This window comes from Nonomuraea sp. K271 (assembly GCF_009908215.1).
GTDB classification, from domain to species: Bacteria; Actinomycetota; Actinomycetes; order Streptosporangiales; family Streptosporangiaceae; genus Nonomuraea; species Nonomuraea longispora.
The window spans coordinates 1-11,814 of the sequence record NZ_JAAAHR010000232.1 but is presented as its reverse complement, the minus strand read 5'-3'; the positions used below and the strand labels follow the sequence as shown (position 1 = coordinate 11,814).

Annotated in this window: 13 protein-coding genes; 4 read left to right on the top strand and 9 right to left on the bottom strand. The window is 72.2% G+C overall.

Going from position 1 to position 11,814, the window contains the following annotated elements:
- Positions 1-143: 143 nt before the first annotated feature.
- Together GUY59_RS43335 and GUY59_RS43330 are read right to left on the bottom strand one after the other, a co-directional pair.
- Complete coding sequence (locus tag GUY59_RS43335) at positions 144-572, bottom strand: type II toxin-antitoxin system PemK/MazF family toxin (RefSeq protein ID WP_138207873.1); 429 nt, start codon at positions 570-572, stop codon at positions 144-146.
- The gene (locus tag GUY59_RS43330; RefSeq protein ID WP_138207875.1) at positions 560-748 is read right to left on the bottom strand and encodes a hypothetical protein; all 189 of its coding nucleotides are present in this window, start codon (positions 746-748) and stop codon (positions 560-562) included. Before GUY59_RS43330 ends, GUY59_RS43335 begins: the two co-directional genes overlap by 13 nt.
- Positions 749-828: 80 nt before the next feature.
- Between GUY59_RS43330 and GUY59_RS43325 the strand changes: the two genes are divergently transcribed.
- Positions 829-1,089, top strand: a complete 261-nt coding sequence (locus GUY59_RS43325) for a hypothetical protein (RefSeq protein ID WP_138207877.1) — start codon at positions 829-831, stop codon at positions 1,087-1,089.
- A gap of 4 nt (positions 1,090-1,093) precedes the next feature.
- Complete coding sequence (locus GUY59_RS43320; protein WP_252375213.1) at positions 1,094-1,870, top strand: thioesterase family protein; 777 nt, start codon at positions 1,094-1,096, stop codon at positions 1,868-1,870.
- Positions 1,871-1,874: 4 nt separating this feature from the next.
- Here GUY59_RS43320 and gndA read toward each other — a convergent pair whose 3' ends face one another.
- On the bottom strand, positions 1,875-3,299 hold the full coding sequence (gndA, locus tag GUY59_RS43315) for an NADP-dependent phosphogluconate dehydrogenase (protein WP_138207881.1): 1,425 nt from the start codon (positions 3,297-3,299) through the stop codon (positions 1,875-1,877).
- A 362-nt stretch (positions 3,300-3,661) separates the two neighbouring features.
- Here gndA and GUY59_RS43310 point away from each other — a divergent pair, with 362 nt between their 5' ends.
- Together GUY59_RS43310 and GUY59_RS43305 are read left to right on the top strand one after the other, a co-directional pair.
- The gene (locus tag GUY59_RS43310) at positions 3,662-4,303 is read left to right on the top strand and encodes an SDR family oxidoreductase (protein WP_138207883.1); all 642 of its coding nucleotides are present in this window, start codon (positions 3,662-3,664) and stop codon (positions 4,301-4,303) included.
- 94 nt (positions 4,304-4,397) lie between these two features.
- Entirely contained in the window at positions 4,398-6,896 is a 2,499-nt protein-coding gene (locus GUY59_RS43305) for an ATP-dependent Clp protease ATP-binding subunit (protein WP_138207885.1), read from the top strand.
- Here the strand turns inward: GUY59_RS43305 and ptsP are convergent.
- From ptsP to mtlA, 6 genes are read right to left on the bottom strand one after another with little or no spacing between them, the layout of a single operon-like run.
- The gene (ptsP, locus tag GUY59_RS43300) at positions 6,893-8,587 is read right to left on the bottom strand and encodes a phosphoenolpyruvate--protein phosphotransferase (RefSeq protein ID WP_138207887.1); all 1,695 of its coding nucleotides are present in this window, start codon (positions 8,585-8,587) and stop codon (positions 6,893-6,895) included. The genes GUY59_RS43305 and ptsP overlap by 4 nt on opposite strands.
- Positions 8,580-8,861 (bottom strand): HPr family phosphocarrier protein, encoded by a 282-nt coding sequence (locus GUY59_RS43295; protein ID WP_132518581.1) that lies wholly within the window; start codon positions 8,859-8,861, stop codon positions 8,580-8,582. The genes ptsP and GUY59_RS43295 overlap by 8 nt, the downstream gene beginning before the upstream one ends.
- A gap of 56 nt (positions 8,862-8,917) precedes the next feature.
- Entirely contained in the window at positions 8,918-9,922 is a 1,005-nt protein-coding gene (locus tag GUY59_RS43290) for a zinc-dependent dehydrogenase (protein ID WP_138207889.1), read from the bottom strand.
- On the bottom strand, positions 9,919-10,344 hold the full coding sequence (locus GUY59_RS43285; protein WP_138207891.1) for a PTS sugar transporter subunit IIA: 426 nt from the start codon (positions 10,342-10,344) through the stop codon (positions 9,919-9,921). Before GUY59_RS43285 ends, GUY59_RS43290 begins: the two co-directional genes overlap by 4 nt.
- Positions 10,337-10,645, bottom strand: coding sequence for a PTS lactose transporter subunit IIB (locus GUY59_RS43280; RefSeq protein ID WP_132518575.1), 309 nt, complete (start codon positions 10,643-10,645; stop codon positions 10,337-10,339). The genes GUY59_RS43285 and GUY59_RS43280 overlap by 8 nt, the downstream gene beginning before the upstream one ends.
- Before the next feature lie 3 nt (positions 10,646-10,648).
- Positions 10,649-11,761: a PTS mannitol transporter subunit IICB gene (gene mtlA / locus GUY59_RS43275; RefSeq protein WP_161715020.1), complete on the bottom strand. Its 1,113-nt coding sequence runs from the start codon at positions 11,759-11,761 to the stop codon at positions 10,649-10,651.
- Positions 11,762-11,814 lie beyond the last annotated feature (53 nt).

The following is an 11,814-nucleotide window of genomic DNA, read 5'->3' as shown; positions in this document are numbered from 1 at the left end:
GGTCCCACAGGCCCCCGGGGGCCTGTGGGACCCCGATCCCGCCCGCGTCTGCGCACTCACCGGCCCCGGCCTCATCCGGGACTCCTGGCACGACCGCTTCCCCGGCATCGACCACCGCCCCCGTGCCCGGACACGACGGCCGGTCAGCCGGCGTCCCAGCCGTGGGTCTTCATGAGCCTGGCCGCCACCCGGGCGAAGCGCTCACCGTCGAGCACCGCGCCCTCGCGCCGGATGTCGTCCTCGTCCAACTCGAAGACCCGGTCGAGCCGTACGTAGGAGCCCCGGTCGTCGCGGCCCCACGGGCCCAGCTCCAGCCAGTCGGGGCCGTCGTCGCCCTTGCTGGACAACATCATGGCCAGGAGCCTGCGCCCGGTACGGCCCACGACCAGCAGGGGGCGGTCCTTGCCCCTGGACGGGTCCTCCTCGTAGGGCACCCAGGCCCAGACGATCTCCCCGGGATCGGCCATGCCGTCGAGGTCGGGGGAGTAGGCCAGGGTGGCGGGCCCACGGAGGGAATGGATCTCGCGTACCGCACCCCGGGCGGGCCGGGGGTCCTCACCTAGATCGCGCATTGGGGGAGCTTACGGTGCCAAGCGGACGGAAATCCATCCCCGGGGTGGACCTGGATGGCGGCGTACCCGGAGAACTCCCGCAGCCACCGCTCCACGCCGCGCGCCCGCGCCACCTCGGCCTCGGTCAGCTCCGCCATGTCATCCGTGACGAACGCGGTGAGGGCGTTCACGCGCACGTCCGCCACCCGCTCGGAACCAGCCTGGCCCACGGCGGGGGAGACCAGCGCGCCGAAGTCGCCGCCCTGGGCGCCGAACGGTGGTAGCCGAGCCGCTGGCCGATCGAGGCCCGGTTCCTCATGCACGCGCCGGCCGGCCGGGCGGGATCGAGGGGCGGCTCGCCGGCACGGCGGAGGCGGTCGACGACCGTACGTGCCTGCTCACCATGCGCGGGGACGACCTGCACCTCATCGCCGTGGCCGTGGCCTGCCTGGAGTTGGGCTTCGATGTGCTGGAGCCGGTCGAGCTCAAGGAACGCCTGCACGCGCTCGGACGGCGCCTGCTCTCCTCTAGAATTTGATTCTGTGTCGTCGTCAGCGTTCTTCACCCGCAAGGGGGACGAACTCGTCCCCGCCACCCACGCCCGCGGCCCCTGGTCACCCGACATGCTCCACGGCCGGCTGCTCGGCGGTCTCGCGGCCCGGGCCATCGAGCAGCGCCACGCGGAGCCCGGCCTGCGCTTCGCCCGGCTGACCGTCGACCTGTTCCGCAACAGCCCCATGGTGCCCGTCACGGTGGAGACCGCCCTGGCCAGGGACGGCCGCCGGATCCGGGTGGCCGACGCGACCATCTCCACCGAACAGGGGGTGATCGCGCGGGCCGCCGCCGTGCTGCTGAGGCAGGGCGAACAGCCCGAGGGCGAGCAGGCGGTCGTCACGCCCGCGTGGGACGAGCCGCCCCCCTCGGGCCCGCCGGTCGAAGGACGCGAGTGGACACCGCCGTTCGACCTGTGGCAGGCGTCCGGCTGGGGCGAGCCCGGTCCGGGGCGGGTGTGGCTGCGCGAGCGCGACCCGCTGGTGGACGGCGAGCCGCTGACACCATTCGTACGCGCGGCGCTGGCCGCCGACTTCGCCAGCCCGCTCAGCAACACGGGAGTCGACGGGCTGCGCTTCATCAACGCCGACTACACGCTGACGCTCGCCCGGCTCCCCGGCGGCGACCTCATCGGCATCGAGGCCACCGGCCACCTCAGCGCCGGCGGCGTGGCGACCGGGCAGGTCACCCTGCACGACCCGGCGGGACCGCTCGGCTTCTGCGTGGTGACGGCCGTGGCCAACCCGGCCCCTCTGGGAAGCTCCTGACGGGTCAGGCCGGGCGCTCCGCGCGGTCGCCGGACCAGTCGGTGTGGAAGACGCCCTCCTTGTCGACCCGGTGATAGGTGTGCGCGCCGAAATAGTCGCGCAGCCCCTGCACCAGCGCCGCGGGCAGGCGGTCGCGCCGCAGCCCGTCGTAGTAGGCCAGCGCCGAGGAGAAGCCCGGCGTCGGCACGCCGATCCGCACGGCCGTGGCGATCACCCGCCGCCACGACTCCTGGGCCGCGTCCAGGACGGCCGCGAACGTCGGGTCGGCGAGCAGCGTCGGCAACGCCCTGTCGGTGTCGTACGCGGCCCGGATCCGGTCGAGGAACTTCGCCCGGATGATGCACCCGCCGCGCCAGATCGTCGCCATGGCGCCCAGGTCGAGATCCCAGCCGTACTCCTTCGAGGCCGCCGCCATCTGGTCGAAGCCCTGCGCGTACGCCACGATCTTGGAGGCGTAGAGCGCCTGCCGCACGTCCTCGACCAGCTCGCGCCCGCCGACGCCGGACAACTTCGGCCCCCGCAGCGACGCGGCGGCGGCACGCTGCTCCGGATGGCCGGACAACGCGCGGGCGAAGGTCGCCTCGGCGATGCCCGTCACCGGTACGCCGAGGTCGAGCGCGCTCTGCACGGTCCAGCGGCCGGTGCCCTTCTGCTCGGCCTGGTCCACCACGATGTCCACGAACGGCTTGCCCGTCTCGGCGTCCACCTGGTCGAGCACCTCAGCGGTGATCTCGATCAGGTAGGAGTCGAGGTCGCCGCGGTTCCACTCCCTGAACACCTCGGCCAGCTCGGCCGGCGTCGCGCCCAGCGCCTGGCGCAGCAGGTCGTACGACTCCGCGATGAGCTGCATGTCGGAGTATTCGATGCCGTTGTGCACCATCTTGACGAAGTGGCCGGCGCCGTCGGGGCCCACGTGCACGCAGCACGGCACCCCGTCCACCTGGGCCGCGATGTCCTGCAGGATCGGACCGAGCGCCTCCCACGACTCCTTCGAGCCGCCCGGCATGATGCTCGGGCCGAGCAGCGCGCCCTCCTCGCCGCCGGAGATGCCGGTGCCGACGAAGTGGATGCCACGCTCGCGCAGCGCCGCCTCGCGCCGCCGGGTGTCCTGGAAGTGCGCGTTTCCGCCGTCGACGATCATATCGCCGGGCTCCATCAGGTCGGCGAGCTGGTCGATCACCGCGTCGGTGCCGGCCCCCGCCTTGACCATGATGATGGCCCTGCGCGGGCGCTTCAGCGAGGCGACGAACGCCGCCAGCTCCTCGGACGGCACGAACGTGCCCTCCCCGCCGAACTCCTTGATCAGCTGCTGCGTACGGCTGTACGAGCGGTTGTGCACCGCCACCGCGTATCCGTGTCTGGCGAGGTTGCGGGCGAGATTGCGCCCCATGGTGGCCAGGCCGGTGACGCCGATGTCTGCCAAGTCCATAGTCGAGTCTCCTCTGTGGGGGATACGCATGATCCAGCCCGGGCGTTCGGAGGGATATTCCCACCTCGCCCCGCCTGCCGTACACCGGGCTCGGCGAGCCCGTCCGGCGGGCCGGCGGGGACCGGGACGTGCCGGTCCGCTCGGCTCCTCCCTGGCATACCCGCGGACGCCTGCCCGATGCCGGACGATCACCATCGGTTGCGCCCCACCTCGCCCCATCGCCGGAGTAAGCGGGCGGTCCGTCCCCGGGGGAGTAAGGGCGTGCGGAAACGGGCAGATCCGGTCCGTCGCCGTCATCGCCGGGAGAGGCGACGAGCCGCTCCCTCGCAGGGAGCGGGCAGACCACGACACCATGGGGAACGATGCGGATCATCATCGCGGGCGGCCACGGCAAGATCGCACTGCGCCTGGCGCGGCGCCTCGGCTCGGACGCCGTCGGCCTGGTGCGCAACCCGGCCCACGTCGCCGACGTGGAGGCCACGGGCGCCGAGGCCGTGGTGTGCGACCTGGAACGGGCGTCGTCCGGCGAGGTCGCGGGGATCGTCGAGGGCGCCGGCGCCGTGGTCTTCGCCGCGGGCGCGGGGCCGGGCAGCGGTGTGGCCCGCAAGGAGACGGTCGACAAGGGCGCGTCCGTGCTGCTCGCCGACGCCGCCGAGGAGACCGGCGTACGACGGTTCATCCAGATCTCGTCCATGGGCGCGGGCAAGCCGCCCGCGCCGGACAGGGACGAGGTCTGGGCCGCCTACATCAGGGCCAAGACCGAGGCCGAGGACGACCTGCGCGCCCGCGACCTCGGCTGGACGATCCTGCGCCCTGGCCGGCTGACCGACGAGCCGGGCACCGGCCTGGTCAGGCTGGCGCCGGAGGCCCCGCCGGGCGCAGTGCCCCGCGACGACGTGGCCGCCGTCATCGCCGCCATGCTCGGCGCACCGGGAACCGTGCACCGGACGCTGGAGCTCGTCTCCGGCGACACGCCCATCGCCGACGCCGTCGCGGGAAGGTGACGCGACCGCTCACACCGGGCGGGAGACTTTGCCGAAACGTGGCTATGAAATGCGACATACCCGGCTAGGTGTCCCCTGAGTCTTAGGGGGATTCATGTCTGACATGCCGTTCAGGTCGTTCTTCGGCGGGGACCCGTTCAGAGGGTTCGAAGAGCTCACCGGCCGCGTGTTCGGCGGGATGGAGGCCTGGCCACCGACCCGGCCCAGCGTCCAGCGGGTGGACGTCGGCAGGCTGCTCAGCGCCTCGGCCCGAGAGGTACTGCGGAGCGCCCTGGAGAAAGCCGGGCAGCGCGGCGCCGCCGACCTGGACGTGCTCGACCTGCTCGGCGCGTTGCTCGACGACGACGCCACCGGGAGCATGCTGCGCTCGGCCGGCGTGGACGTCGGCAGGCTCCGCGACCGCATCGACGCGCTCGCGGGCGTCGGCCGGCCCGCCGAGCCGCCCACGACCCTCTCACCGGCGGCCAAACGCGCCATCCTGGACGCGCAGCGGATCTCACGCGCCCTGCAGTCGTCCTACATCGGCCCCGAGCACCTGCTGCTCGCCCTGGCCGCCAACCCCGACTCCAGCGCCGCCCGCCTCCTGCAGGAACAGGGCGTGTCCGCCGGCGAGCTGCAGCAGGCCATCGTGTCCGGCGGCGGAGCGCGGACGGGCGAGCAGCGCATGCGGAACGGCGACACGCCGACACTCGACGAGTACGGCAGGGACCTCACGGAAGAGGCCAGGCAGGGCGGCATCGACCCGGTCGTCGGCCGCGAGGACGAGATCGAGCAGTGCATCGAGGTGCTGTCGCGCCGCACCAAGAACAACCCGTGCCTGATCGGCGAGCCGGGTGTCGGCAAGACCGCGATCGTCGAGGGCATCGCCCAGCGCATCGTCAACGGGACCGTCCCCGACATCCTCAAGAACCGCCGCGTCATCGGGCTCGACCTCACGGGGATGGTGGCGGGCACGAAGTACCGGGGCGAGTTCGAGGAGCGCATCAAGAAGGTCATCGACGAGGTGCGGGCGCACGCCGACGAGACCATCGTCTTCATCGACGAGGTGCACAACCTGGTCGGCGCCGGCTCCGCCGAGGGCGGCATGGACGCCGCCAACATCCTCAAACCCGCCCTCGCCCGCGGCGAGCTGCACGTCATCGCCGCCACCACGATCGACGAGTACCGCAAGAACATCGAGAAGGACGCCGCGCTCGAACGCCGCTTCCAGCCGATCCTCGTCTCCGAGCCGACCGTGGAGGAGACGATCGAGATCCTGGCCGGGCTGCGCGACACGTACGAGGCCCACCACCAGGTGCGCATCACCGACGAGGCCCTCGACGCGGCCGCGAACCTGTCGGCCCGCTACGTCTCCGACCGTTTCCTGCCCGACAAGGCCATCGACCTCATGGACCAGGCCTCGGCCCGGGTGCGGCTGCGCTCGCGCACGCCCGGCACCGGCGTGCGCGAGCTGGAGGAGCGCCTCGACTCGCTGCGCCGCGACAAGGACCAGGCCATCTCCGCCGACGACTTCGACCGCGCCAAGGAGCTGACCACCGAGATCAACAAAATCAGACCGGAGCTGGAGCGCGCCCGGCGCGGCGAGGACAACGTCCCGCAGGTCGGGGTGGAGGACATCGCCGAGGTTGTGTCCCGGCAGACCGGCATCCCGGTCACCCAGCTCACCCGGCACGAACGCGAGCGTCTCATGAGCCTGGAGGAGCACCTGCACAAGCGCGTGATCGGTCAGGACGAGGCCGTCGTCGCCATCGCGGAGGCGGTGCGCAGGGCCAGGGCGGGACTGGCCGACCCGAACCGCCCCATCGGCAGCTTCCTGTTCCTCGGTCCCACCGGGGTCGGCAAGACGGAGCTCGCCAGGTCACTGGCCGCGGCGCTGTTCGGGGGCGAGGACCACATGGTGCGCATCGACATGAGCGAGTACCAGGAGCGGCACACGGTCTCGCGCCTCATCGGGGCGCCGCCCGGATATGTCGGGTACGAGGAGGCGGGCCAGCTCACCGAGGCCGTACGCCGCCGCCCGCACGGCGTCATCCTCCTCGACGAGATCGAGAAGGCCCACCCCGACGTGATGAACATCCTGCTGCAGATGCTCGACGACGGCCGGCTCACCGACGGCCACGGCCGCACGGTCGACTTCACCAACGCGATCGTCATCATGACCAGCAACATCGGCGCGCAGATGATCCTCGACTCCGAGGACACCCCGCAACTGCACGACCGGCTCATGGACCTGCTGCGTCACTCGCTCCGTCCCGAGTTGCTCAACCGCATCGACGAGACGATCATCTTCAAGCGGCTGGAACGCGACCAGCTCCGCCAGATCGTGGACCTGCTGCTGGAGCGGACCCGGCAGCGGCTGCGCGGCCAGGACGTCACGATGGAGGTCACGGACGCCGCCAAGGACTGGCTGGCCGAGCGCGGCTACCAGCCCGAGTTCGGCGCCCGGCCGCTGCGCCGCACCGTGCAGCGCGAGCTGGACAACCGGCTGTCCACCATGCTGCTGACCGGCGAGATCGAGGAGCACGGCAGGGTCACCGTCGACGTCGACGGCCACGGCCTCCAGCTCAGGGCGCACAACCCGGAACAGGTCTAGCCGACGGCCTCCTCGGCGCGGCGCTGGCACTCCTCCGACGTGAGGCCGGCCAGCGCCTCCCGTACGGCGGGCACGCACACGGGGGCCATGGACAGGCTCGTCACGCCCAGCCCGGCCAGCAGCGGCGCGAGCAGCGGATCGCCGGCCGCCTCACCGCACACGCCGACCGGTTTGCCCGCCTCCCTGCCCGCCCGCGCGCACATGCCGATGAGCTGGAGCAGGGCGGGCTGGCGCGGGTCGAGCAGATCTGCCAGCTCCGAGTGCTGTCGGTCGGCGGCGAAGGTGTACTGGGCCAGGTCGTTCGTGCCGATGCTGAGGAAGTCGACCTCGCGCAGCAGCGCTCCCGCCCGCAGCGCCGCCGCGGGCACCTCCACCATCGCGCCCACCTTCGCGATGCCCCGCTCGCGGGCGCGGCCGGCGAACCCGGCCGCCTCCGCCACGGTGGTGACCATGGGCGCCATCACCCACGCCTGCGTGCCCGTCGCCCTGGCCGCCTCGGCGATGGCGTCGAGCTGGGTGTCCAGCACGTCCGGCAGGACCCGGTCCACCCGCAGGCCCCGTACGCCAAGGGCCGGGTTCGGCTCGGCCGGCAGGCCCAGGAACGGCAGGGGCTTGTCGGTGCCCGCGTCGAGCGTGCGCACGATCACGGTCTCCGCCTGCTCGAACACCTCCGCGTACGCGGCCACCTGCTCCTCGAACGACGGCGCCCCCGTACGGTCGAGGAACAGGAACTCCGTCCTGAACAGCCCGACGCCCTCCGCGCCCGGCCGCAGGTCCTTGGCCGAGCCGATGTTGAGCAGCAGCTTCACCGGATGGCCGTCGGCCGTCCTGCCTGGGCCACTGCCGGCCGCCAGCCTGGCCCGCTCCGCGCGCTCGCCCGCCACGATCTCGGCCGCCCGCTCCGCGGTGAGGCCGGTCGTGATCTCGCCGGTGCCGCCGTCCACGCCGATGACCGTGCCGTCCGGCAGGTCCATGACGCCCGCGCAGGCCACCACCGCCGGCAGGCCGCGGCCGCGCGCCAGGATCGCGGTGTGGCTCGTGGGACCGCCCCGCTCCGTGACGAGCGCCAGCACGTCGGGGCCGAGTCCCGCGGTGTCGGCGGGGGAGAGGTCCTCGGCCACCAGCACGTACGGATGGCCAGGGGCGGGCAGGCCGGGCATCGGCAGGCCGAGCGCGAACGCCACCGCCCGGTGCTTGAGATCGTCCAGGTCGGCGGCCCGCTCGGCCAGGTAGCCGCCCAGCTCGGCCAGGGCGTCGCGGTGCCGGGCGAAGGCGGCGTCCAGGGCGTGCGCGGCGTCGGCGCCGTCGAGCGCCCGCCGCTCGGCCTCCTCCAGCAGCATGGGGTCCTCGGCCATCATGGCCAGCGCCTCGAGGATCTCCGCCGCCTCGCTTGCGCCTGCCCGGCCGCCCGTGGCGCCGTCCTGGTCCTCGGACGGGTGGGATCGGGCGGCCGCGGCGCGGCGGTTGAGGTCGGCGGTGACCGCCTCCAGACCCTTGGCGACCGTGGCCGCCTCGGCGGCCGGGTCGGTCACGGGGCGGGGCGCGGGCAGCGCCGGCGGCCCCGCCATCCGGATCATCGGTCCCGCCGCCCGGCCCTGGCTGACGCCGAGGCCGGCGAGCCGCCGGGCAGAGCCCGCGGGCCCAGCGCCCGGCGGGACGGTACGAGGGTCGGGCCGGGACAGGTCAGGCATCGAGGGCCTCTTCCGCGTCCAGGTCACGCGACAACAGCGCCGCGAGGGAGTCGAGCGCCTCCTCCGCCCCAGGCCCCTCCGCTTCGAGCGTGACCTCCGAGCCGCGCACCGCGCCCAGCGACAGCACCCCCAGCATGCTCTTGGCCGGCACGGACTTCTCGCCCAGCCGGACCGTCACCGGCACCCCCAGCTTCGCCGCCGCCTGCACGAACAGCTTGGCGGGACGGGCGTGCAGGCCGCTGGCCGAGGCCACGGCCACCGTTCGTTGTGCCATGAGAAGCCTCCAGGCTCCATGTCGGATCTTCAGTGCGGGTTCTCGCGTGCCGGACGTCAGGGCTCGATGGTGACCTTGATGGCCGCGCCCCTGCTGACGAGGTCGATCCCGTCGAGCACCTGGGGCAGCGGCAGCCGGTGGGTGATGAGGTCGGACACCACCACCGCCCCGTCGGCCACCAGTCGCAGCGCCTCGGCGTTGTGCGCGGGACTGGAACCGTTCGCGCCGACGATGGTCAGCTCGCGGTAGTGCACCAGGTTGGAGTCGAGCGCGATGACGGGGTCGTCCTTCGGCAGGCCGCCGAAGAAGCTGATCCGGCCCTGCCTGGCGGCCATCCGCACGGCCTGCTTCTGCGCCGCGCCCGACGCCGCAGCGGTGATCACGACGTCGGCGCCCCTGCCACCGGTCAGCTTGAGCACGTGCTCGACGGGGTCGGCGTCGATGGCCGCGTCGGGGCGTACGAGCTCGGCCGCCATCGCCAGGCGCTCGGCGTTGACGTCCACGAGGAAGACCCGGGAGGCGCCGCGCGCCCGCGCCAGGCGCACGTGCAGGCAGCCGATCGGGCCCGCGCCCATCACCACCACGTCGTCACCCGCGCTCACACCCGCCAGCGACTGGCCGTTGAGCACGCAGGCCAGCGGCTCGGCCACCGACGCCTCGGCGAAGCCGACCCCGGACGGGATGGCGTTGACGCCGTCCACGGCCCGCACCTTGGCCGGGATGATCATGTACTCGGCGAAGCCGCCGTCGTAGTGGTAGCCCATCGACTCCTGGTTGGGGCAGACCGTCCGGCGGCCGCGTACGCACTCCTGGCACGTGCCGCACGGGATGGCGGCGATCACCTGCACCCGCTCGCCGGTGCCGACGACCTCGCCGGCGATCTCGTGGCCCATGACGCGCGGCGGCCTGATGTGGTGGTGGCCGAACTTGAAGATCTTGGCGTCCGTGCCGCACGTCGAGCAGTTGCGTACGCGGATCTTCAGCTCGCCCGGCCCCGCCTCGGGCTCGGGCGCGTCCTCGATCCTGATGTCGCCCGGGGCGTGGAATCTGGCGACCTTCATGTGAGCTCCTTCATGACCTGTGAGACCTCCGTGGCCTCACGCAGTGCCCTCGCACGGTCGGGATGGAGCAGGATCTCGGCCAGTTGCGACAGCAGTTGCACGTGCCCGTCGTCCTTGGCGGCGATGCCGACGCACAGCGTGACCTGCTCGCCGTCCCAGTCGACGCCGCCGGGGAAACGGACCACGCAGATCGCGTCGCGCTGGACGTCCCCCTTGGAGGCGTTCGTCCCGTGCGGGATGGCCACCCCCTCGCCGACGTAGGTGGAGATCGACCGCTCGCGTTCGAGCATCGCCTCGATGTACGGCTCCGCGACCGCGCCCACGTCGACCAGCGCCCGGCCGCACCGGCGGATGGCCGCGTCGCGGTCGGGGGCGCTCTCGTGCAGCAGCACGGCCCGCGGGTCGAGCAGGTCGTCACGCATCGACGGTGCCGCCGTTCTTGATGGTGTTCACGAGCTTGGTCACCGCCGGGTCGCCGAGGAAGATCTGGAACGACACCAGGGGCTTCCCGGGGGCGGACGCCTTGGCCCTGGCGGCCAGCCCCGAGTGGCACACGATGACGTCGGCGTCGTCGGGAATGGAGTTGACGGGGGTGTGCTCGACCGTGACGCCGCTGTCCTTGAGCTGCTTGCGCAGCTGGGAGGCGAGCATCACGCTGCTGCCCATCCCGGCGTCGCAGGCGACGATGAGCTTCTTGATGTCCTTGCTGTCGATGCTGGGCATGGGTCAGGCCTCCTTGGTGGCGGGCTCGGTGCCCTCACTGGATTCTGCGGGACCGTCCTGCTCCGCCTTCTCTCCGCGGCCGAAGCCGAGCAGGAGGGCGGCGACGGCGAACGACACGGCCGCTGCCACGAGGATGCCCAGGCTGGAGCTCAGCCAGCCGCCCCTCGGGGTGACCGCGAGATACGCGAAGATGCTGCCGGGCGACGGCGAGGCGACCAGGCCGGCGCCGGTGGCGATGAACGTGAACACGCCGGCCGCGCCACCCGCGATGACGGCCAGGATGAGACGCGGCTTCATGAGCACGTACGGGAAGTAGATCTCGTGGATGCCGCCGAAGAACTGGATGATCATCGCGGCGGGGGTGCTGGGCCGCAGCTGGCGCGGGCCGAACAGCAGGAACGCCAGGAGCAGGCCGAGCCCCGGGCCGGGGTTCGACTCGAGCATGAACAGGATCGACTTGCCGGTCTGTGCGGCCTCGGAGATGCCGAGCGGGGTGAGCACGCCGTGGTTGATGGCGTTGTTGAGGAACAACACCTTGGCGGGCTCGATCAGGACCGAGGCGACGGGCAGCAGGTTGTTGTTGATCAGCCAGCCCACGGCGTTGCCCGCGGCCGTGGTGGCGCTCTCCACGACCGGGCCGATGCCGAGCATGCCGATGACGGCCATCGCGCCGCCCACGATGCCGGCGGAGAAGTTGTCGACCAGCATCTCGAAGCCGGCCTTGGTCCGCTGCTCCGTGAACTTGTCCACATATTTCAGGATCAAGGCGGTGAGCGGGCCGATGATCATGGCGCCGAGGAACATGGGGGACTCGGTGCCCACCACGACGCCCATGACCGCCACCGAGCCGACGACCGCGCCGCGCTGACCATGCACCATCCGGCCGCCCGTATAGGCGATGAGGACCGGCAGCAGGGTCCCGATGATCGGACCGACCATCTTCGCGAGCGTCTCGTTGGGCAGCCAGCCGGTCGGGATGAACAGCGCGGTGATCAGGCCCCAGGCGATGAACGCGCCGATGTTCGGCATGATCATGCCGGCCAGATGGCCGCCGATGCGCTGGATGGTGGCCTTGACACCGGTTCCGGTGACCGGGGGTGTGTAACTGTCGGCCATGGACTTGCTCCTTCGGGGGTGAGCAGTTGATCAGCCGCTTCGCTGGTCAGGGG

What these genes read in the sequence shown, in the direction of transcription:
- GUY59_RS43335 (WP_138207873.1), bottom strand. Translation starts at nt 572, where the DNA reads ATGCGCGATCTAGGTGAGGACCCCCGGCCCGCCCGGGGTGCGGTACGC.
- gndA (WP_138207881.1), bottom strand. Translation starts at nt 3,299, where the DNA reads ATGGACTTGGCAGACATCGGCGTCACCGGCCTGGCCACCATGGGGCGC.
- GUY59_RS43310 (WP_138207883.1), top strand. Translation starts at nt 3,662, where the DNA reads ATGCGGATCATCATCGCGGGCGGCCACGGCAAGATCGCACTGCGCCTG.
- GUY59_RS43305 (WP_138207885.1), top strand. Translation starts at nt 4,398, where the DNA reads ATGTCTGACATGCCGTTCAGGTCGTTCTTCGGCGGGGACCCGTTCAGA.
- ptsP (WP_138207887.1), bottom strand. Translation starts at nt 8,587, where the DNA reads ATGCCTGACCTGTCCCGGCCCGACCCTCGTACCGTCCCGCCGGGCGCT.
- GUY59_RS43295 (WP_132518581.1), bottom strand. Translation starts at nt 8,861, where the DNA reads ATGGCACAACGAACGGTGGCCGTGGCCTCGGCCAGCGGCCTGCACGCC.
- GUY59_RS43290 (WP_138207889.1), bottom strand. Translation starts at nt 9,922, where the DNA reads ATGAAGGTCGCCAGATTCCACGCCCCGGGCGACATCAGGATCGAGGAC.
- GUY59_RS43285 (WP_138207891.1), bottom strand. Translation starts at nt 10,344, where the DNA reads ATGCGTGACGACCTGCTCGACCCGCGGGCCGTGCTGCTGCACGAGAGC.
- GUY59_RS43280 (WP_132518575.1), bottom strand. Translation starts at nt 10,645, where the DNA reads ATGCCCAGCATCGACAGCAAGGACATCAAGAAGCTCATCGTCGCCTGC.
- mtlA (WP_161715020.1), bottom strand. Translation starts at nt 11,761, where the DNA reads ATGGCCGACAGTTACACACCCCCGGTCACCGGAACCGGTGTCAAGGCC.